The organism is Bacteroidales bacterium (assembly GCA_013314715.1).
GTDB lineage: Bacteria > Bacteroidota > Bacteroidia > Bacteroidales > GWA2-32-17 > Ch61.
This window is the reverse complement of record JABUFC010000044.1, coordinates 1-23,703: the sequence shown is the minus strand read 5'-3', so window position 1 is coordinate 23,703 and position 23,703 is coordinate 1. Positions and strand designations below refer to the sequence as shown.

At 35.2% G+C, this 23,703-nt stretch carries 17 protein-coding genes; 12 read left to right on the top strand and 5 right to left on the bottom strand.

What is annotated here, in order from left to right:
- Positions 1–139: 139 nt before the first annotated feature.
- The 3 genes from HPY79_10075 to HPY79_10065 are packed head-to-tail and all read right to left on the bottom strand — an operon-like array spanning position 140 to position 3,564.
- Positions 140–487: a hypothetical protein gene (locus tag HPY79_10075; protein NSW46146.1), complete on the bottom strand. Its 348-nt coding sequence runs from the start codon at positions 485–487 to the stop codon at positions 140–142.
- Between the two features lie 48 nt (positions 488–535).
- Positions 536–1,198, bottom strand: coding sequence for a DUF4159 domain-containing protein (locus HPY79_10070; protein ID NSW46145.1), 663 nt, complete (start codon positions 1,196–1,198; stop codon positions 536–538).
- A complete protein-coding gene (locus tag HPY79_10065; GenBank protein ID NSW46144.1) occupies positions 1,180–3,564 on the bottom strand; it encodes an immune inhibitor A in 2,385 nt (794 codons plus the stop codon). Before HPY79_10065 ends, HPY79_10070 begins: the two co-directional genes overlap by 19 nt.
- A 117-nt stretch (positions 3,565–3,681) precedes the next feature.
- Between HPY79_10065 and HPY79_10060 the strand changes: the two genes are divergently transcribed.
- From HPY79_10060 to cysK, 7 genes are all read left to right on the top strand, one after another.
- Positions 3,682–4,758: a 4Fe-4S binding protein gene (locus tag HPY79_10060; protein ID NSW46143.1), complete on the top strand. Its 1,077-nt coding sequence runs from the start codon at positions 3,682–3,684 to the stop codon at positions 4,756–4,758.
- 104 nt (positions 4,759–4,862) lie between these two features.
- Positions 4,863–5,285, top strand: a complete 423-nt coding sequence (locus tag HPY79_10055) for a hypothetical protein (GenBank protein NSW46142.1) — start codon at positions 4,863–4,865, stop codon at positions 5,283–5,285.
- A gap of 3 nt (positions 5,286–5,288) precedes the next feature.
- On the top strand, positions 5,289–7,736 hold the full coding sequence (locus tag HPY79_10050; protein ID NSW46141.1) for a PKD domain-containing protein: 2,448 nt from the start codon (positions 5,289–5,291) through the stop codon (positions 7,734–7,736).
- Between the two features lie 72 nt (positions 7,737–7,808).
- A complete protein-coding gene (locus tag HPY79_10045; GenBank protein ID NSW46140.1) occupies positions 7,809–9,611 on the top strand; it encodes a gliding motility-associated C-terminal domain-containing protein in 1,803 nt (600 codons plus the stop codon).
- 73 nt (positions 9,612–9,684) lie between these two features.
- Positions 9,685–10,236, top strand: a complete 552-nt coding sequence (locus HPY79_10040) for a Spy/CpxP family protein refolding chaperone (GenBank protein ID NSW46139.1) — start codon at positions 9,685–9,687, stop codon at positions 10,234–10,236.
- 813 nt (positions 10,237–11,049) lie between these two features.
- Positions 11,050–13,992: a PAS domain S-box protein gene (locus HPY79_10035; protein NSW46138.1), complete on the top strand. Its 2,943-nt coding sequence runs from the start codon at positions 11,050–11,052 to the stop codon at positions 13,990–13,992.
- A gap of 60 nt (positions 13,993–14,052) precedes the next feature.
- Positions 14,053–14,940 carry a cysteine synthase A gene (gene cysK, locus HPY79_10030; GenBank protein ID NSW46137.1) on the top strand — a complete coding sequence of 296 codons (888 nt, stop codon included), beginning with the start codon at positions 14,053–14,055 and terminating at the stop codon, positions 14,938–14,940.
- 3 nt (positions 14,941–14,943) lie between these two features.
- On the opposite strand, the gene HPY79_10025 is transcribed toward cysK, so the two are convergent.
- Positions 14,944–15,456, bottom strand: coding sequence for a hypothetical protein (locus HPY79_10025; protein ID NSW46136.1), 513 nt, complete (start codon positions 15,454–15,456; stop codon positions 14,944–14,946).
- Between the two features lie 140 nt (positions 15,457–15,596).
- On the opposite strand from HPY79_10025, the gene rpsO reads away from it, so the two are divergent.
- The 3 genes from rpsO to HPY79_10010 all read left to right on the top strand — a co-directional run bounded on the left by rpsO (position 15,597) and on the right by HPY79_10010 (position 21,099).
- On the top strand, positions 15,597–15,866 hold the full coding sequence (rpsO, locus tag HPY79_10020; protein NSW46135.1) for a 30S ribosomal protein S15: 270 nt from the start codon (positions 15,597–15,599) through the stop codon (positions 15,864–15,866).
- Positions 15,867–15,921: 55 nt separating this feature from the next.
- Positions 15,922–18,051, top strand: a complete 2,130-nt coding sequence (locus tag HPY79_10015; protein ID NSW46134.1) for a polyribonucleotide nucleotidyltransferase — start codon at positions 15,922–15,924, stop codon at positions 18,049–18,051.
- Positions 18,052–18,201: 150 nt separating this feature from the next.
- Positions 18,202–21,099, top strand: coding sequence for a PKD domain-containing protein (locus HPY79_10010; protein NSW46133.1), 2,898 nt, complete (start codon positions 18,202–18,204; stop codon positions 21,097–21,099).
- A gap of 103 nt (positions 21,100–21,202) precedes the next feature.
- On the opposite strand, the gene HPY79_10005 is transcribed toward HPY79_10010, so the two are convergent.
- A complete protein-coding gene (locus HPY79_10005; GenBank protein NSW46132.1) occupies positions 21,203–21,397 on the bottom strand; it encodes a hypothetical protein in 195 nt (64 codons plus the stop codon).
- Between the two features lie 140 nt (positions 21,398–21,537).
- On the opposite strand from HPY79_10005, the gene HPY79_10000 reads away from it, so the two are divergent.
- The gene (locus tag HPY79_10000) at positions 21,538–22,098 is read left to right on the top strand and encodes a sigma-70 family RNA polymerase sigma factor (protein ID NSW46131.1); all 561 of its coding nucleotides are present in this window, start codon (positions 21,538–21,540) and stop codon (positions 22,096–22,098) included.
- A gap of 4 nt (positions 22,099–22,102) precedes the next feature.
- Positions 22,103–23,167 carry a trypsin-like peptidase domain-containing protein gene (locus HPY79_09995; GenBank protein NSW46130.1) on the top strand — a complete coding sequence of 355 codons (1,065 nt, stop codon included), beginning with the start codon at positions 22,103–22,105 and terminating at the stop codon, positions 23,165–23,167.
- Positions 23,168–23,703 lie beyond the last annotated feature (536 nt).

The window sequence follows — 23,703 nt, the reverse complement described above, 5'->3', positions numbered from 1 at the left end:
GTAATTATTTTTTAATTTTTAAATTAAGGTCACATGGAATACGCCATTCGAATAAAGAGCAAGGCTTATTTGTGAGTGATAATTTCATTTTCGGTTGCTGTGAATTTATTCTCATGGCTATTTCATAATCATAGTTATTTTAAGGTGCAGGATTTTGTACCCACTTGCTCAATTGTTTTAATTTACATGAATCAAGAACTACTCCTTGATGATCGTTATTTTTAACATAGTCGTATAATTTTGTGCCAGTTCTGCTAATATAATTTACCGTGTGTTCATAATTATCTAAATCGCAACCAGGAACCATATCATTCATATGGCAATAAGCACAATCATAATCTAACATTGGCTTTATTTGCTTAGAATATGTTACATAAAGGGTATCGCACGATGTAGAATCATTATTATTCTTAACTCCCAAATAATCCTCTTCATTCTCGCTTTTACATGCACCCAAAAGAGTAACTATAGATAAAAAGAAAAACATTTTTTTATACATAAGCATATAGATATTTAGATTTGCACATATATATTTTTATTTACCAAACACATATTGAATAATATTAGCGCCCATTTTTAAAGCTTCGATGTGTTTTTCTTCGGGGTCGTTGTGTACATCGGTATCTTCCCAACCGTCGCCCAAATCGGTTTCGTACGAATAAAAGCAAACCAACCGTCCTTGATATAAAATACCAAATCCTTGTGGTGCTTTACCATCGTGCTCATGAATTTTGGGTAATCCTTTGGGGAATTGAAATTTTTGATGATAAATAGGATGCGAAAAAGGCAATTCCACAAAATCGGTTTCAGGAAAAACTTTTTTCATCTCTCGACGAATAAACTCATTTAAACCGTAATTATCGTCGATATGCAAAAAACCTCCGGCTATAAGGTAGTTTCTTAAATTTTGCACTTCTTGGGAATTGAAAAACACATTGCCATGCCCGGTCATATGCACAAAAGGATAATTAAACAAATCGGCACTTCCAACTTCAACTGTAGCCGGTTCGGGATGAATATTTGTCCCTAGTTCTTTATTGCAAAATTTTATTAAATTTGGCAAAGACGTAGGATTAGCATACCAATCACCACCTCCATTGTACTTTAGCAAAGCTATTTTGACAGAGGTTTGAGCCAACAATAAATGCGAAGTTAACAATAAAACGACAACAATAATTCTCATTCTACCATTATCCATTGGGGTTTCAACATTTCGTCTTTAGACTTAATCGTAAATAAATATAAACCTTTTAATCCCTCTATTGACAGGAAAAATGAAGTTTTGGTTGCATCGAGTTTAATTTTTTTAATCTCTTGTCCTAAAATAGAAGTTACCACCAATTCAGCATCGTTCTTTACTCGATACTGAATAGTAACATTATCTTTTGCAGGATTTGGGTAAATATTAAATGTATCATTCAGCTCATTGATATTAACGTTTGAAGGGCTTGATATAACTTGAACCAACATATCATCGAAATAAAAACCATCGTTTTGCATGGTATAAGAATTTCCGCTTATCAATTTTATTCTGATTTTAATATTCTGACCAAGGTAATCGTTTAATATAATTCGTTCTTGTACCCACTCATCACGCATACCGTCGTAAATGGGCTGGTTTATTGTAGAAGTCAAAAACGAGGGTTGCATATATTGCCCACACAAGGGTTGCCATGTAGTGCCATTATCGGTCGATATTTGCACCTGAACATAATCGGCTAAGGGTTCAATATCCCATTTGGTCCAAAACGATAGCTCGGCATAAACAGCATTGGATAAAGATATAGCCTGATTTAACGTAATAGTACGAGTGGTGTTATCAGGATAATCACCGCTAGGCGAATCGGTTATGCTTTTGGGTGCCGAATGATATTGTGAAGAAGTGGTGTTCCATGTGGTAGAAGTCCACTGTGTCATAGAACTGCAGTTTTCGGTCAACAATGTAACAGGAACTCCTTTAACAAAGCTAAATGTATCGGTATAATAAAACCCTTGCGAAGTTTCAACTTTATACAAATATTTTAAGAGAGTGCCATCGGGAATGCTGGCATCAATGTTTATTTGAAACGAATCGTTGAACTGTTGTAAAAAGGATAATTGAACGTAATTTTTTTGCAATGTAGTAGCTTGCAAGCCATTACTTACCGGAATAAATGTAAGTGTAAAATCGGTAGGTGTATTCATTCCAACATTGTAAAGCAAAAAACGTACATAATTACCATTTACAATGAAACGATTTGATAAATCTTTTATATCGGCATATTTCAAAGCAAAACGAGCAATATATAGATTCATTTCCATAAATGTTTTAGCAATATATTCTATGCGATTCGATGCTGGATAAAAGCCATCGTTGGCATTTCCTGCTTCGGGCGACCATGCCAAAATCTTAGGTTTAGAACTTTGCTCACCATAATACCAATCGAACGAACCTCCATTAGCATTATAACCAACTCCCTCCATAGGAGTACCATAAAAAAAGCCATTCATTTGCGTCATTAAATCAGAATAAGCTCTAAAAATATTATTATCGGGAGTAGTAGCATTGGTATAACCCCACGGATAAAGCAATACATTGCTATAACAATGATAATCGATAACATAGGTAAATTGTTTTGCTTCGGCAAATGCCTTTAAGGCTTGCGTTTCGGGTTCAGAAAAAGCAGCAGTACCCCTATATGTTTCAGATTCAATATTGGTCGAAGAGCCAACATTATCATAGCCCCACATATAGCCAAAATTGCGGTTTAAGTCAATTCCATAATTGGAAGCTCCTGTTGGACGACAATTTTTACGGTGCATACCTCCTCCATTAGGATTGGTAGATTCGTTTAAAGCATAACCATCGGGATTAGTACAAGGCAAGAAATACATCTCAAGGTTATCGACTAAATATTTTACACTGGGATTGGTTTGATAATTTTCGAGCAAATAATACATATAATAAAAGAGCTGTTGCATTCCCATTGGCTCACGAGCATGTGTTAACCCTGAATATAACACTTTAGGTTCAGACTCCTCAACTGAAGGATTATCGGAAATTTTTACGTACCAAAGCTTTCGCCCTTCAATAGAATTAGGACTAAGAGCTTGCTTAACACTTACTAACTGTGGAAAACGCTGATGCAAACTATCTAATTGAGCCATTATTTCATTGTAAGAATAATAGCCACCCACTGAACCTAAGGTAAAATAATGGGGTGTGGGATATTTATCTACGAAACAAGAAGCATTTTCTATGGCTTTTTTTTTCAGTCCTAAAGAATCAGCCGTTTGTTTATTTCTTTTTTCATAATAAGAAGCCATATCGGCAACTAATACTTCAACCGAATAACCTTTAGCTTTTATTTTTTCGATATCTTGTCTTGAAAATTCGCCAACGATGTATTCATTTTTTTTGATATACGTACCATCTAATGGTATTCCAAGCTCACTTATCTGCTGAATATCGGCTGGTTCTTTAATTGTAATTTTCACTTTGTCGAAAACCGTATTTTGAGAATAAACACCTGTAATACCGAATATTAGTAAAATCATAAAGACAACAAAACGACAATTTTTCATATACTTTTATTTTGCATAAAAGTAGAAAATCTTTTTTTGAAAAAGAATAACGATAAAATCAATTATTTTATTTGAAAAATATTTTGTATAGCTTTGTTGCTCGTAAAAAAATACTTTATGTTAAAAATTTGGATAATTTTTGTAACAGTTTTATTCTCGAGCTTTAGCTACGCTCAAGATGAATTTAAACCTTTTAACGAAGATACCACAACTCAAACAAGCGATGACTTTAGTGAATTTAAAGAATTTAACGAAGACACAGCTGCTGCATGCAATGGTAATTGTGCCGGTTGTCCATACGCCAATTTGGAGAATAATCAAAATAGTACGCTTGATTTTACTTGGGGAAGCACCATGATGATTACACTCATAGCTCTTGGTCTAACCGTTATAGCAGGAATTTTAGTCAGATATAAAAGAACCAGAAACCTACGAATGGTCTTTTTACTTATCGGTTTAGGCTTTTTTGGATTTTATAACGGTGCTTGCCCATGTATGATAAGCAGTTTTGAGAATACAATATTATTTATACGTGGAGTTGAAGTCGATTGGACTTCAATGCTATGGTTTATTGGCCTCATACCCCTAACCTACCTCTTTGGCAGAGTCTGGTGCGGATGGGTATGCCACATGGGTGCATTGCAAGAATTTCTGTTTCGCCCCAAGGGAATAGCATGGCTACAAAAAGAAAAAACTGCCTACTATTTAAAACTTATTCGTTATATTTTAATAGTTTTGTTAATTATACAATTACTTTTTATGGGTGAAATTTTTTGGTGTAAAATCGACCCATTTAAAGCTATTTTTAATATAAGCTTGAATTACAACTACGAAATCCTCAGTGCTATTTTAGTTGCATTTTTACTTATCAGTTCCATTTTTTCGTATAGACCTTTTTGTCGAGCAGTTTGTCCTATTGGAATTACCTTAGGATGGATATCGGCTATTCCGGGAGCCTCTGTTCTTGGCTACAAAAAATCAGCATGTACCAGTTGTAAAAACTGCAACGAAGCTTGCGATATTAATGCTATCATGCGCCGAAAACGAACAAGCTACCTCGATAATAAAGAATGTATTGCTTGTGGAAATTGTGTTGATAATTGTCAAAATTGTGGTATCCAATTCGTTCGAAAAAATAAGCAAAACCCCGTTATTTTATTCCTTAAAAGAAGTTTCAAACCCAAGAATATTTAATTTGACTTTTTATTTATTATTGATAAGTCAATTCAGCATTTTTGTTTATTTTTTTTAAAGCAACCTTTTTTCTAACTTTACGTCTTAAATTAAATTTCAATCGTATGAACACCTTAAAAAGTCTTTTGGTTAGTGTTTTTGTAATCAATGTAACTGTTAGCTTTGGTCAACACAACGATGCCTTAGCAAAATTAAATCAAGCCTTTGGCAACGAACGTGTTAATTATTTAAAAACACATTTCCCAGACTCACTTAACTATTATTTATTTGTAGTAGAAAATGGTTATCAAATAACTGACAAAAAATATTTAAAACCCGAAGATTTAAACAAAGCTATTCCTATTACTCTCCCCGACAATTGTTTTAATAATGAAACCATAAAAACCGATCAAATCAACATTTTCGATTTACCTGTTTCATTTCACCCAACCAACAAAAATGTGTACCTTATTGAAGGTACAAACTATGCTTTAATTGTTCGTTCAAAAGATTACTTATTAAAGAAATTCCAAGCCAAACCTAAATAAACAATGAAAAACATACTTGTACTTTTATTTTTTTTACCATTAATATCCTACAGCCAAAATCAAACCATTAGTCTTGATGGTACAACTCATAATACATCAGGTCAGTATTGTGGATATTGGTTTTATGATAGCGGTGGTAGCGGTGCCAATTATGGTAATAATCAAGATTATTGGATAACATTGCAAGGAAATGTAGCTCCCAATACACATGTTAGAATAAGTTTTGCCAATTTCGATATTGCTGCCGACGATACACTTTACATATACGATGGACCTTCAACCGCCTCACCCTTACTAAGCAAACACAATAACAATTTTAACCCACTCATAAACGGAAATACGATGGTTCAAGCATCATTATCGAATACAAGTGGTAGTTTAACTGTTCGTTTAAAAACCAACGGCAGTAATACAGGAGCCGGTTGGAATGCTACTATTTTGTGCGGTCAAATGTGTCAGTCTATTGTTCCACAAATAGATGTAGTTAATACATTACCAACTCCTCATGTAGAAAATGGATTTACTTATATTGATATCTGTCAAGGCGAAACTATAACCTTTGCAGCTTTAGCTAATGCCAGTGTTTTTCCCGAAAATGATATTTTATATCATCAAGATGCAAGCAACTGTGTTTTCCACTGGGTATTTGGCGATGGCAATATGGCCGATGGTCAAACTGTAACTCACTCCTATGCTATTGTGGGCGGATACAATGTTTTTTTAAGTATTACCGATAATCATGGATGCGTAAGTACACAACAATTATATATACGTGTACGCATCGCTTCTGAACATATTGTAACAATCAATCCCCCATCAGAATTATGTACCGGAGACTCTCTTTTTATTAGTGCAACTTCCGACCCATCTTCTATCGTTGTTACCACTTCTAATACATCGTTAACCCAAACCGAACAATTTAATACGGTAACTTATATCCCCGATGGTCCTAATTGTCCTCAACAATGTTACGGCACGCCCGTTACTTTTACTAATTTCCCTCCAGGAGCTACGATTGAATCAGCAGCCGATATTTCAGAAATATGCATCAACATGGAACACTCCTTTACAGGTGATTTATCTTTCAGAATTATTTGCCCAAACGGACAAAGTGCTGTTCTAGATAGTTACGACAACTCTGGAGGTTCATCTATGGGACAAGCAGACGATACCGATTGTGGAGCTTGTTCAGCCAATCCACCCGGATGCGGGCAAGGTACTGGTTGGACCTATTGCTGGTCAGAAATATATCCAACACAAGGACTTTTGAATGATTTAGATGCCGGAACAAGTCCAATACCTGCTACTGATCAAATAGCTCATACAAATTATATTCAACCACAAAATCCGCTCACAAGTCTTGTTGGATGTCCGCTTAATGGCACATGGAGCATTGAGATATGCGATAATTGGGGCATTGACGATGGCTGGGTATTCTGGTGGTCGCTAACGCTTCAAAATCAAGCCTTACTTTCGGGTTGGACTTATAGTGTACCTGTCGATTATGTTACATTTCAAGGTTATAATTATCAAAGCCTTACCGACACTACCGGTTATATGATTGCCGATTCTATTGGAACATTCCCATATACAGCTATTGTGTATGATGTTTTTGGTTGCTCATATACCGGTAATTTTAATGTCTCAGTGGGTGGTGTTGTACCTCCTGTTCTTGGTCCCGACACCGCGGTTTGCCAAGGTCAATCGGTTACTCTCACTGCTCATGGTGGTCAGTTCTATACATGGAACACAGGACAAAGCGGAGCCACATTAACCGTTACACCTACTCATACAACCACTTATACTGTTACTGTTACAGCTGGCAATGGCTGCACACTTACCGATGATATTACGATAAACATTATTGTACCCCCTAATTCACAAGCAGGACCAGATGATTCTGTTTGTAGTCATCAATATACCATGCAAGCCATTGCTTCGGTAGGAATAGGTACGTGGACGGCTTCAGGACCTGGTACAGTAAATTTTGACAACAATCATTTAGCGAATACAAATGTAACCGTTAGTGCCGATGGCTTATATTCGTTTATTTGGTCCGAAGATAATAACGGTTGTATTTCTAGAGACACCGTACAAATTCGATTTACTACCATGCCCACCGCCAACGCAGGCACCGATATTAGTTTATGTCAACTGAATACCACTTTAGCGGCTATTCCAAGTGTTGGCAATGGCTCATGGACACAAATAAGCGGACCTGGAGTTATAAACTTTAATGATTCAACTAGTGCTACAAGTTCTATTAGTACCACAACCGAAGGCATATACACACTTCAATGGACTGAAAACAACGGATATGGTTGTGTTCAAAGCGATTTGGTTACTGTTACTCTCTGGAACCAACCTCAAGCCAATGCCGGAATTCTTGATTCAATATGTGCTTTGTCGTATCAACTAAATGCTATACCCTCTTATGGCGTAGGTACATAGTCGCAAATCGGTGGACCCGGATTTTCACAATTTTTTAATAATCATAGCCCTAATTCGCAAACAACTGTCTCAATGCATGGTATCTATCAATATCAATGGACCGAAGATAATCATGGTTGCATAAGTTCCGATACAGTAACCATAATTTTCAATTATACTCCAACCTCAACATTTACGGTTGAACCCATTCATTGCTTTGGTGATACTACATTGGTTACATTTACCGGAATGGTCGATAGTGCTGTTGTATATAATTGGAATTTTGGTAATGCACAAATAATAAGCGGAAACAATGGCGGTCCCTATCAGATTAGTTACAATACTGATGGCACTTTTAGTATTTCATTAACAGTTAGCCAACATGGATGTGTTTCTAATCCTACCACTGTGTTAGTAAATAATCCACCCTTATTAGAAGTGAGCCTTCAGAAAACAGACATTTCTTGCTTTGGTGCTATGGATGGAAAAATATTTTCGAGTGTAACAGGTGGAACAGCTCCTTATTTTTATCATTGGTCAAATGGTGGAGTGGCTTCTTTTATTACCAATGTTCTTCAAGGAAATTATACTGTTACAGTAACCGATATGCAAGGATGCACTGTAAAAGCAAGCGAATATATTTATGAACCCAATAAATTATTCATTGATATTCCCGATTCTGTTTTTATGTGTAAAGACTCATCGGTAACTATTACAGCAGCTGTAACAGGTGGAACCTTCCCTTATCAACTACAATGGAATACAGGTCAAACACAACAAACCATTACTTTTTCACCACAGGTAACAACTAACTATTCGGTTACGGTTACCGATTCACGTCAATGTCAGGCGTCAGATAATTTAGTAATAAGTATCTACCCTCCATTGCAGTTAAGTTATTTTACCAGCAACGATTCCATATGCCCGGGTGAGCTTTTCAGCATTTATCCTTCAGCATCGGGAGGAAACGGCGGACCTTATACGTTTATTTTAAATCAACAACCTACTCCTACTCCCATTCATGTTTATCCTAACATGAGCCAAGATTATATATTATCGGTAACCGATGGTTGCCATTACTTAGCTTCGATTAATGTTCCTGTTTTTGTGTATCCCAATCCACCTCTTAATCCTAGTTCTGATGTTATCAGTGGATGTGAACCACTCACTGTAACCTTTAACGATGGCAGCCCCGACGAAGGACAATCGTACGTTTGGGATTTTGGCGATGGCGAAGCAGCATACATTAAAAACCCAACACACACATTTGAAAACGATGGCGTTTATACTATTAATTTAACAGTTACTACCATTAATGGTTGTAAAGTAACTAATACTTACCCAAATTGGATAACGGTTTATCCTAAGCCAACAGGTCGTTTTGAGCCTAATCCCATACGAGCTAATATTACAAAACCATTGTTTGATTTTATTAACTATTCATCACTAGCAGACAGTGTTCAATGGTATTTTGGCGATGGCGATTCATCTAATATTTACCAACCTAATCACATGTACCCATCAATTCCTGGTACTTACGAAGTTATGATGGTTGTATTTTCTGATAAGGGCTGTATCGATACCGTTATAGGACACGTTGTGGTTGAAGATGTATATACATTTTATGCCCCCAATGCTTTTAGTCCAGACGACGACCAAATTAACGACGGTTTTAAACTTTTTGGTAACGGCATTGACGAAAGCACTTTTAGTATTCAAATATTCGACCGCTGGGGTGAAGTTATTTGGGAATCGAAAAACTTCAACGAATATTGGAATGGCAAAGTTAAAAACGGTGAAATTGCTCCCATTGGTTCTTATACTTGGCTTGCCAAATTCAGAGATTTTAACGGCATTCTACACGAAGAAAGTGGAGTAGTAAATTTAATTCGATAATTTTTTTTCTTAGTCATTAAACCTTTACCCATTTCTGTCATCTAAACGACAGAAACCAATAAAAAAAATGTTTATGAAAAAATTCATGTTAACTTTCGTTGCCTTAATTTTTATAGGCAGTACTATCTTAACAGCTCAAACCGCTGAAAATAAAGAAAGTGAAAATACTAAAATCTGCTGCAATGGCAAAATGTGGCAAGACATTCCTGATTTAACTCAGGAACAAACAAAGAAAATCGAAGATCTTCAAATTGCTCATTTAAAAGAAGTAAACCAACTCAGAGCACAGGTTGCTGAAAAAAGAGCTCATTTAAAAACCTTACAATCAGCCGATAAAGTAGATAATGCTGCCATTAACAAAACCATTGACGAAATTACTGCTATTCAAAATGATTTAATGAAAAAGAACGAAGCTCACCGTCAAGCTGTTCGAAATGTATTAACCGACAAGCAACGTGTCATTTTCGATGCCAAACATTGTGGCAAAATGCACGGAAAGGGTGCCGATTGCTGTGGCGATAAAGGAGGAATGAAAGGTAAAGATTGTGGGCAACACAATGGTCAAGGAACTGGCAATGGTTGCGGACATCAACAACATGGTGATAAAGGTTGTTGCAAACACTAAAATAAACTTATCTTAATCGTTTAAGCTGTCCTTTGTGACAGCTTTTTTTATTCTAATTTTTAAACCCAAGTACGATGAATAAAAGTATCTTTTTTTGTCAAGTCAAACCTTTTTATCGTCATTCTGAGCTTATCTAATTGCTCGTCATTCTGAGCTTGTCGAAGAATGACCCCAAATGCTCATTTCGGTTTGTGAATGGTGATACCTCGACAGGCTCGGTATGACGGTGGGTGTAGGGTGATTGTTTTTTATCGTCATTCTAAACTTGTCGAATTGCTCCTCATTCTGAACTTATCGAATCTCTCGTCATTCTGAGCTTGTCGAAGAATGACCCCAAATGCTCATTTCGGTTTGTGAATGGTTATACCTCGACAGGCTCGGTATGACGGTGGGTGTAGGGTGATTGTTTTTTTATCGTCATTCTAAACTTGTCGAATTGCTCCTCATTCTGAGCTTATCTAATTGCTCGTCATTCTGAGCTTGTCGAAGAATGACCCCTATGCTCATTTCGGTTTGTGAATGGTTATACCTCGACAGGCTCGGTATGACGGTGGGTGTAGGGTGATTGTTTTTTATCGTCATTCTAAACTTGTCGAATTGCTCCTCATTCTGAGCTTGTCGAAGAATGACCCCTATGCTCATTTCGATTTGTGATTAGTTATACCTCGACAGGCTCGGTATGGCGGTGGGTGTAAGGTTGATACCACTAAAAATATTACTATTTTTATTAGCTTGGTTGAATTTGTTTATTCATGTTACTAGGTTTTAATATTTTTTAAAAAAATTCTGTATTTTTGAAAAAAAACGATACCAATGCAGTTTAATTATTCTTTTTTAAAAAATGTACTAGATATTGCACCTAATCCAATTTTTATATATTCGACTGAACAAATCATTTACGTTAACGAAGCTGCTATTAAACTAATGCAAGCTTCAAATGCAAACGATTTAATAGGAAAAAATTTTGCCCAATATGTTCATCCCGATTATATTCAAATATCTGCAAATGATTTAAAAAAACTTTTTGAACAACAACTGCCCGTTGTTAAATCATACCTTAAAATCATAACTTTAAACAAAAGTATTGCCGAAGTTGAAGTATCAGCTTCGCTCATTGATTACAATAATAAACCCGCTATTATCGGTATTGCCAATAACCTTACCGAAGTAAAACAATTAAACCAGAAACTTATTGAATACGAAAAAAAATTAGCTTCTATCATAAACCAAATACCGCATTTGCTTTTTGTGGTAACTAAAGACGGATATATCAAAGAATTTTTTAATCCGCATTATCTACCTCTTTATAAAAAACCAAAAGAATTTTTAAATAAAAACATCGAAGAAATATTCCCCGCCTCATTAGCTGAGCAAATTAGAACCAAAATTTTTGCACTTAATACAACCAAACAAAACCAAGAGTTAGAATACGAATTGGTTATTAATAACCGTGAACAATATTTTAAAGCTTACTTTATTAACTTCAACGAAAACGAAATATTAGTTTCGGTACTACAGCTTCGCAACGAAGACTATATTTTCAAAAAGCTCTTTGTCGAAAGCCAATCTATCAAATTGTTAATAAACCCCGAAAACGGTAAAATAGTTAATGCCAACAAAGCAGCTTGTGAATTTTATGGTTACAGTTTCGACGAGATCACTCAACTTAATATCAATCAAATCAATATCTTGAGCGATGATGAGATTAAAAAAGCCATGCAATTGGAAAAAGAAAACCAATGCCATTTTGTTAACTTCAAGCATCGTCTTAAAAATGGCGAAATAAAAGAAGTTGAAGTATATAGCGGAAAAATAATTCTCAATAATCAAGAACTTCTTTATTCGATTATTCACGATAAAACACCCGTTGTTGAACAAGAGCGTAAGTTCCAAAATTTATTTGATAACCTCATCGAAGCTTATGCCTTGCACGAGATTATTACAGACGCAACAGGTCAACCCATCGATTACAAATATTTAGAAGTTAACGAAGCATTTTTAACGTTTACTGGCTCAAAATCAAAACAAGATATTATAGGGAAGACAGTTAAAGAATTATGGCCCAATACAGAACAATATTGGATTGATATTTTTGGCAAGGTAGCTCTTACCGGCGAAAGGATCAGCTTTGAAAACTATTGGCAAGTTCTCGACCGCTGGTATCTTGTTAATGCTTTTTCTCCTAAAAAAGGACAGTTTGCTGTAAGCTTTATTGATATTACAGCCCTAAAAAAAACTGAACTCCAATTAAAAATATACGAAAGGGCTTTTCAAAACGCACCAGCAAGTATCATTATTACAAACCCTTGGGGCAAAATTCAATACGTTAATCCATTTTTTACACAAATTACCGGTTATCATGCCCAAGAAGTCTTCAACCAAAATCCTAGTATTCTTAAATCGGGTTATCATAACAAAGATTTTTACCGCAATTTATGGGAGACCATACTCTCGGGCGAAACATGGATTGGCGAATTTTATAACAAACGCAAAGATGGTACTTACTACTGGGAAAATGCTCGTATATCGCCCATTACAAATACCAAAGGCGAAATTACTCATTTTGTAGCCATAAAAATCGATATTACCAAACAAAAACAAATGCAACAAGCTCTTATTGCAGCTAAAGAAAAAGCCGAACAAAGCGAGAAACTAAAAACCAATTTCTTGGCTAATATGAGCCACGAAATTCGCACACCCCTCAATGCCATTATGGGATTTACCGAATTGCTCAGAAATACCCCCATTACCGAAGAAGAAAAACAAGAATATTTAAAAGTAATTGCACAAAGCTCCAATCGGCTTTTTAACTTAATCAACGATATTTTAGAAATCTCGAAAATTGAAACCGGAGAAATATCGGTTACAAAAAACATTGTCGAAGTTGATAAAGAATTTGACTTTATATATCAAAATCTAAAACTCGAAGCCGAAGAAAAAAAATTGTCGTTTTTCTTAAACCCAACCTTTCCAAGACCACTCACAATCGAAACCGATAAAAGTAAGTTACTATCGATTGTAACGAATTTGGTTAAAAATGCCATTAAATATACACATAGCGGTTATGTCGAATTTGGCTACGTATTAAAAGGCTCCATACTCGAAATAAACGTAAAAGACACCGGTATTGGCATCCCCAAAGAAAAACAAAATATTATTTTCGAACGCTTTGTCCAAGCCGACATGCGATCCAATAAACCCTACGAAGGCGTTGGCTTAGGGCTTTCGATAGTAAAATCGTATGTAGAAATGCTCAAAGGCAATATTAAGGTTAACTCTGAAGTAGAAAAAGGTTCTACTTTTACAGTTAAAATACCTGTTCAATTAACAGCTTACCAATCTATTGAAAATAATGAACAAGAACAACTCACAAAACCATTATTTCAATGTACACATTTACTCATTGTTGAAGACGATCCATCATCGGGAGATTTATTAACTATATTTTTACAAGCATATTGTAAACAAATTTTCAGAGCACAAAATGCCAATGAAGCCTTACAAATTTTACAACAGCATCCCATACAAATTGTTTTTAGCGATATTAAACTTCCCGATATGAATGGTTTTGACTTACTGAAAGAAATAAAAAAACATAATCCCAATATCATAGTAATAGGTCAGAGTGGCTTTGCCATGGAAGACGATATAAAAGCTGCTTTAGCTGAAGGATTCGATTTTTATATTACCAAACCCTTTAGCCAAAATACCATAAACCGATTAATGAACGATATTGCCAAGGGCATATCGAAATAAAAAATAAAAAGTGTCATTTTTATTCTTTCATTATTTTTTTTTCTTTGAAAAAAAATAGCCATGAATATTTTAAACTTTATTGGAAATACGCCAATTGTTCCAATTGAAATAGACAACAAAACCATTTATCTGAAAATGGAATCGTTTAATCCAGGTGGTTCTGTAAAAGATCGTATAGCCTTAGCCATGATTGAAGATGCAGAACAAAAAGGACTGATTCATAACAATACCATTATTATTGAACCTACAAGTGGCAATACAGGAATAGGATTAGCCATGGTTTGTGCTGTAAAAGGATATAAACTTATACTCACTATGCCCGAAAGCATGAGCATAGAACGGCGAAAAATATTAGAACTTTATGGAGCCGAACTCATATTAACTCCTGCGGATAAAGGGATGAAAGGAGCTATAGAAAAAGCAGAAACATTGGTTAATGATTTTCAACATGCATACATTCCTTATCAGTTCAAAAATCCGGCAAATCCTGCTATGCACTATCGCACTACCGGACCCGAAATATGGAATAGCATGAAGGGAGAAGTAGATGTATTTGTTGCCGGCGTAGGGACTGGCGGTAGCATTAGCGGAATAGGCAAATACCTTCGTGAACAAAACGCCCAAACCTATATTGTTGCTGTAGAACCAAGCGACTCACCCGTTTTATCGGGCGGCACACCTGCACCTCACAAAATTCAAGGTATTGGAGCAGGATTTATACCAGATACGCTTAATACAAGCATATACGATGAAATTATCACCATACACAACGAAGAAGCCTACGAAACAGCCCGAATGTTAGCAAAAAGAGGAATTTTGTGCGGAATATCGTCAGGTGCGAACGTTTGTGCTAGCCTAAAAATACTACAACGTAAAACATTTAAAGACAAAAAATTAGTAACCATTATTTGCGATACCGGTGAGCGTTATCTAAATAATTTCATCTAAACCTTATTTATTTTGGTATTCCGAAACCCATGCAGGATCTTCCATTGCATTAAGTAAGTCATATAAAGCTTGCCCATACACATAATCGTTAATAGTACGAATACCAAATTTAGCAAGCATTTGCATTTGCCCTTCACTGGGCATACGTGGTTTTGCTGCCCATCCTTTTTCATTGGGCGAACCATCATAAGGCGATTCAGAATATCGCAACTTCCACAATTCTCCAACAACTTCGGGTCCTTCTATTCCTGCTTCTTTTAACAAGTTTTTACCTTCAGGGTTCGCTACCGATTTTTGCAAGCCCACAATTTGATGCATCCAGTTTACAAGCCCATAAAAAGTGCGATTAACTACCTCACCCTTATTATTTACATCAATAATGGCATAAGTAATCAACCCCTGATAATTTGGTTGTAAACTTATAGCAAAATATTTTTTGGTAATTTTTGAACTATCTTGAGCATACAATACTTGCAAAAAAAAACAAATCAATAACACTAAAAAAATAGGTTTCATATAAAAAACTAATTTTTAATTAGCTCAAAAATAATTCAAATATCAATCCAAACATAACAGAAAAATATTTTTTAAAGAAAAAGTAAAAGATATAAAAATAATTCGTACCTTTGCCATTCTAAAATTAAAACCATAAGATTATGTATTTAACTGCAGAAAAGAAAAAAGAATTATTCGAGTCGTACGGTAAGGGTAACGTAGATACTGGATCTGCAGAAAGCCAGATCGCATTGTTCTCATTCCGTATTGCTCATTTAACTGAACATTTGAAAAATAACCGCAAGGATTTTTCAACTCAGCAAGCTTTAGTAAAGTTAGTAGGTAAACGTAGAAAACTGCTCAATTACCTAAAGAACAAAGATATTGAACGATATCGTGCTATTGTAAACAAGCTGAATTTAAGAAAATAAAAGGCAATTTTTAATTGCCTTTTTTATTATTTATAAACACATATATTATTTAGTTATGTACAATTTAATAAAAAAAGAAATTTGTTTAAGTGATGGACGAATCATTACTATTGAAACGGGTAAATTAGCCAAACAAGCTCATGGCTCGGTAGTAATTCGCATGAACAATACCATGCTTTTAGCCACTGTAGTATCGGCAAGCGAAGCAAAAGAAGACGTAGATTTTATGCCTCTTTCGGTTGATTATCGCGAAAAATACTCTGCCTCTGGACGATTTCCCGGTGGTTTTTTAAAAAGAGAAGCCCGCCCATCCGATTATGAAATACTTATTTCTCGCTTAGTAGATAGAGCCTTACGTCCTCTCTTTCCTGATGATTATCATGCCGAAACTTTCGTTAATATCGATTTAATTTCATCCGATGGCGAAACAATGCCCGATGCTTTAGCCGGATTAGCTGCATCGGCTGCTATTGCTGTTAGCGACATCCCTTTTCATGGACCTATATCCGAAGTTCGCGTAGCACGCATTCAAGGAAAATTTGTAATAAACCCCAATCGTAGCGACCTTGAACAAGCCGATATAGACATGATCGTGGGGGCTACCTATGATAATATTTTAATGGTTGAAGGTGAACTCAACGAAGCCTCCGAAGAAGATATGATTGAAGCCATCCGCCTTGCCCATGAAGAAATAAAAGTTCACTGTAAGGCACAAATAGAACTTGCTGAACAATTACAAATAAAAAAACGTGAATATTGCCACGAAAAAAATGATGAAACCATCAAACAAGCATTACACGATTTTGCTTTTCAGAAAATATATCATGTTTTAGAACAAGGTATTACCGACAAACACGAACGGAGCAATCAACTAGAAGCAATTCTTGAAGAATTTATTGCTAACCTCCCCGAAGAAACACGCGAAGAACTAACCCCCATGGTAAAACGTTATTACAAAAATCTAGAAAAAGATGTAGTTCGCGAATACTATTTAAGTAAAAATATTCGCCTCGATGGTCGTAAAATGGACGAAATACGTCCTATTTGGTGCGAAGTAGATTATTTACCCATGGCACATGGCTCAGCTATTTTCACCCGAGGCGAAACACAATCGCTCACCACCGTTACATTAGGTACCAAGCTCGATGAACAATTAATCGATGGTGCCGTTATTCAAGGTTACGAACGTTTTATTTTGCACTATAATTTTCCCCCATACTCAACGGGCGAAGCTCGCCCCTATCGTGGCGTTGGACGTCGCGAAGTAGGACATGGTAACTTAGCCCATCGTGCTTTAAAACGTATGATTCCAACTGAACCAGAAGTTAATCCTTATACCATACGCGTAGTTTCTGATATTCTAGAATCAAACGGATCTTCATCAATGGCTACCGTATGTGCCGGTACACTCGCTTTAATGGATGCTGGTATTAAAATAAAAAAACCCGTATCGGGCATCGCTATGGGAATGATTTCCGACGAAAAAACAGGTCGCTATGTAATTCTATCCGACATATTAGGCGACGAAGACCATTTAGGCGATATGGACTTTAAAGTATGCGGTACCAGAGATGGAATTACAGCTACCCAAATGGATATAAAAGTAAATGGTCTTTCGTACGAAGTTTTAGCTAAAGCGTTAGCACAAGCTAAAGAAGGACGACTTTATATATTAGACAAAATATTAGAAACATTACCCGAACCTCGCCCCGATTTTAAACCCCATGCACCTCGTATTGTACGCATGATTATACCCAAAGATCAAATTGGAGCCGTAATTGGTCCTGGTGGCAAAGTAATACAAGAGATCCAAGCCCTTACCAATACCGTTATTGTTATCGACGAAGTTGACAATAAGGGCGTAGTTGAAATTAGTGGTAATAATGCCCAATCAATTGAGGCCGCCATTAAACGTATTAAAGGCATTATTGGCATACTCGAAGTAGGCGAAGTTTTTGATGCCGTCGTAAAATCTATTCAAGATTATGGCGCATTTGTAGAACTATTTCCTGGAAAAGAAGGACTGCTCCATATTTCCGAAATTGAATGGACACGTCTAAAAAAAGTTGAAGATGTACTTCACATCGGACAAAAAATTCAAGTCAAACTAATGGGGTTCGACGAAAGAGGAAAACTTAAATTAAGCAGAAAAGTTTTATTACCTAAACCCGAGAATAGTAACTAAAAAAACTGCCCACGTGGCAGTTTTTTTTATTATAATTACCCTATTCATCACAAATTTATTAAGCAACTATTAACAAAAAAAAAGCGTCTATATAAATAGATTTTTTTAAAAGAAATTCATTACATTTACAGCAACTAAAATAGTTTTTTTATGATAAAAAAATTCTTTACTATTGTTTTAGCTTTCATTTTAGTAATGGAGCTTTTTGCTCAACAACAAATTCAACGAAAACGTAAATGTGCTACGGACGAAATTCATCAACACCTCATTCAATCCGATCCAACCTACCTTGAACGGTATAATAAACTACAAGAATTTACCGCCAAATTTGTAGCCGAACACCCTAATGGCTATTCTCCAAAGGCAGTAGTTACGGTTCCAGTGGTAGTTCATATTGTACTTTCTCCAACTCAACATGCACAATTTCCTGATTCACGAGTTACAGAACAAATTCAAGTATTAAATCAAGACTTTGCTGGATTAAATCCTCACAGCATGGGACCTTTTTCTTCAAGCCTAAAAGCCAATACCGAACTTCAATTCTGTTTAGCTCAAATAGACCCTCAAGGAAATCCGACCTCTGGGATTGAACGTAGAGACTATACTGGTCCACAATGGGGTACTAACTCAGGTGTAAAACACTATTCTCAAGGTGGCTTAGATGCCTGGGATCCTAATAAGTATTTAAATTTATGGATTTGTGATTTAGGTAATGGCTTGTGTGGCTATGCTCTTTATCCAGTAGCCCCCTTGAGCGATGAATTTGGTTTAGTTAATCACTGGGAATATACAGGTGTTACCGGTGCCGTTGCACCTTATAATTTAGGCGGAACAGGTACTCATGAAATTGGACACTGCTTTAACCTTATTCATATTTGGGGCGATCAGAGTGGTTGTACACCCGATGACCAATGTGCCGATACTCCCCCTCAAGATGTTGAAACTTATGGCAACCCTACTCCCCCCCTTACTGATGCATGTTCGCCCAATGCTCCGGGTATTATGTTCATGAATTTTATGGATTATGTTGACGATATTGCTTATGCAAACTTTACTCCCGACCAAAAATTGCGTATCCAAGCTTGTTTTGCTCCGGGTGGTCCATTAGAACAACTTGGGCAATCAACAGCTTGCACAATGAGTAGTCCCGATACGGTTCATGTTAATTTTTCTGGTAATCCTCTTTCAATTCCTGTTGGAAGCACAGTTGATTTTACCGATTTATCAACCGGTAACCCAACCACTTGGCAATGGACATTTACCGGAGGCACCCCCAACACTTCAACATTACAAAACCCTACAGGCATTCAATACAATGCTGTTGGTACCTATGCTGTAAAATTAAAAGCCTCTAATGCAATTTCATCCGATAGCTTAACCAAACAAAATTATATCGAAGTTTACGATCCAAATGCAGTTCATGCCGACTTTACAGCAAACAATACCACCATATTAGTAGGCGGAACCGTTCAATTTACAGATTTGAGCACCAACTCACCTACATCGTGGTCGTGGAACTTTGCAGGAGGCACACCCGCTACTTCAACTGTACAAAATCCAACTGTAACCTATAATACAGCCGGCATTTACAACGTATCTCTAACAGCATCCAATGGTACAAGCTCCGATAGCGAAATTAAAAACAATTATATTACCGTTTTAGATTCAAGCGATGCTCCCCATGCAAATTTCACAGCCGATTACACCACTATTCAAAGTGGAATGAGTGTAAACTTTACGAATCTTTCTACAGGCTTTTACGATTCACTTGTGTGGATTTTTGAAGGAGCAACTCCAAACACTTCAACCAATCAAAATCCTACCAATATTACCTACGATTCAATATCGTGTTTTGATGTTACTTTAATTCTATATAGTTTCCTTGGAAACGACACATTAGTAAAACATGATTATATTTGTGTATTCGACCCTTCGAATGCTGATACCGTTCATGCTAATTTCCATGCAATTACAACGCGTTTAATTGTTCAAGGAGGTAATGTAAGTTTCGAAGATCTTTCAACTGGTCCTATCACTTCATGGAATTGGTTTTTTGAAGGTGGCAACCCATCTACTTCAACCGTACAACATCCATCTAATATTAACTATAGCACACCAGGCATTTACGATGTGCGTTTAGTTGTAAGTAATGGAGCCTTTTCTGATACCCTTGTAAAACAAGATTACATTGTAGTAACAACCGAAGTATGGCCTGATCCCAATGGTTTCTGCGACACAACTTCTAATATTAAACAAGGAGAACATCCATTAGTATTTATTCACTTAGCACCTAATAAATGGGGTTACATACCCGGACATAATCAAAGTCAAATTAAATACTATGCCGATAAACAAGTAAACTATACTTACACTAATGTTAGTGGATTGCTTGTTCCCGTAGTAAAAGCCTATGGTGCCTCTCCCAATAATAAAGTACGTTTTACTGTTTGGGATGTAGATTCATTAACCGGCAAACCAGGAAACATTTTAGGCTATAAAGATGAAATAATTAATAATTTCACTCCTCAACTTTATAAATCAGTTCATTTTAATACACCTATAAATGTTAATGGTAAATTTTTTGTAGGATATCAATTATGGTATAATAGTCCTGTCGATACTTTTGTTGTATATATGGCACCCAATCGCGGTGTAAATGGTCAAAACACTTTATATTTGGCAAAAACTCCAACCGACTGGAAAACTATTACTCAATTCTTTAACGACACACTCATTTATAACACATCTCTTGCAATCCAAGTTGTAGGCTGTTTAGTCGGCATTGATGAACTCGATTTACAACAACATATGGTAGTTTATCCAAACCCAACATACGAAAAACTTACTATTGAAATTTTAGATATCGAAATTAAAAAAGCCGATTTTGAAGTTTATGACCTAATGGGACGCAAAATTGATATTACTGTAAAGAACACCTATGCCAATCATCAATTCCAACTTGATGTAAGTTCACTAAAACAAGGCGTTTATATATTAAAATCAAAAGTGAATGGTTTATCAATAAACCAGCGTTTTACAAAACTATAATATTAAAAAAAGAGGCGACCTTTAAAGTTGCCTCTTTTAATAAAAAATAAAAGCCGCTCAATTGAGCGGCTTTTATTTTGCTTGTCTTCCAAGTTTTCAATTATTACTGAGCTGGTTGAGTAGCTGTAGTATCCATGGTAGCATTTAAAGAATCTACTTGAGTGTTTAAATCTTGAACTGCTTGATCTAAAGCTTGGTTCAAAGAATCTAAAGCTTGTTGTTGTTCGTCTTTGTTACCACCACATGATGCTAAAGCAAACATCGAAACTACGAAAATACCGAAAATAGCTTTTTTCATTTTTTTAATTTTTTAAAGTTAAACATTGATTTCGTTCATTAATATAAAAAAAAGGATAGAGGTAACCCAATTATGAAAAAATTTTTTTAATTTTTTTTTATGGGTTACTTTTGTACTCAATCTTATATTAATTATTGTCAATGAAAAATAAACTTTCACTCGACGAACAAACTCTAATTCAAGGGATTAAAAATAATAATACCATGGCAATCACTTATGCCTATAAAAAATTTTATCCTTCTGTTGCGAATTTTATTCGCTTAAATGGGGGTACTGACGACGATGCTAAAGATATTTTTCAAGAAGCCATGACAATATTATTCTATAAAACTCAAAACGATAATTTTTATTTAAATTGTAAGCTAAATACCTATTTATATTCCATTTCGCGAAACCTATGGTTAACAGAACTTAAACGTTTAAATAAAAACAGTCAGGAAATTAACGATTTTGATGAGATTATTAGCGACCATGAACTATTACTTGAAGAAGCCGAAGAAAAAATCAAAAATCAACAAAATCTTAAAATTAGCCTCGATAACTTAGGCGAACCCTGTAAAAGTATTCTCACTGCATTTTATATTGAACAGCTTTCCATGCAAGAAATTGCCAATAAAATGGGTTATACCAATGCCGAAAATGCAAAAAATCAAAAATATAAATGTTTATTACGTTTAAAAAAAATATTTCAAAAACTCTAAACCTATGAATCAACTTCATTTATTTGAACTTAGCGAAAAAAAAGTAAACGGTACTATTACAAAAGAAGAACTAAATTATTTGCAGCAAATTTTTGCTGAAAATCCTGAATTAGAAAAAGATTTTAATGAAAATATTCGCTTAATTGAAGAACTAAACAACCATGCTAAATACAAAATATTTGTCAATAATCTTAAAAAAGCAGAAAACACTTACGAGGCGTTGAAAAAACTTAATCAAGTTTCTAATAACATATTTTTTAGAAGATTAATTCAATATAGCTCTGTAGCAGCAGTTAGTATTATTGCTGTATTAACAACCTTATACCTAACGGGATGGTTTAACTACACCCATCAAATTAAAGCTTATAAACAATTATCAAATAGTATTACCACCATTTCAAAAAATCAAAAATCTCTATGGAACACCTTATTTAATAGTAATGAAATAACTTATTTAAGAGGAACTGCTTTTGCACTTTCTGATAAAGGATATTTAATTACAAGTTCTCACCTTGTTTCAGATTATGATTCTGTACTAGTAACCAATGCTGCCGACAGTTCCATTCGTTTTCATGCTAAAATTGTTTTAAACGATATTGAGCACGATATAGCCGTTTTAAAAATAACAGATTCTGCTTTTGCCAATATTCAACGTATTCCTTATATTATCAATTTTAATTATCCAACCGAATTAGGAAATTATGTTTATAGCTTAGGTTTTAGCAAAAATTCTATTGTATTTGGCGAAGGTAGTATAAGCTCATTTACTGGATATAATGAGGATACTAATAGTTTTCAGCTTTCAATACCTACAAATCCTGGCAATAGCGGTAGTCCTGTCTTTAATCAAGCAGGTGAAATTATTGGTATTGTTTGTGGTAAAAATTTTGAAAAAGAAGGAAGCTCTTACGCTGTAAAAGCAGACATTTTGAAAGATATTATAGATAGTATAAAAACAATTGAACCACAAGCTTTTAACAATAATAATTATAATTATATTAAGCATTTACCCAAAAATAAGCAAATTTCAAAAATTATCCCATACATCTTTAAAATTGAAATTTATTAAACTTATTTTGAATGATTTATTTTTAAAATTACAAATATAATTTTTACATTTTTTTTTAATGCCTACTTTAATCTATTCGGACATGTGTAAACTAAATATAAAAATATAAGACCTTTGCAAAACTTCTTTTTTGATCGAGTCCAACCTTTTTGTCGTCATTCTGAGCTTGTCGAAGAATGACCCCAATGCTCATTTCAATTTGTGATTAGTTATACCTCGACAGGCTCGGTATGACGGTGGGTTTAGGGTTTATTCTTCTAAAAATATAAGACCTTTGCAAAACTCTATTTTGTCATTGCCATCCCTTCTCGTCATTGCCTTTAGATTTGTATCGTGTATTTTTGTGATAAAATACCGGTAAAAGAACAGAGGTGAACTATGTCATTGCGTAGGATTACATGCCTATGTTTCGTATTAGTCCTCTGTTCTTTCATAGTTGTAATGACCAATTAGAATTTTAAGCTTTAAGGCTTATTAAAGGTTTTAGTCAATACAACAATAACCGGTATAAAAAATCATAAAACAACTTAAAACGT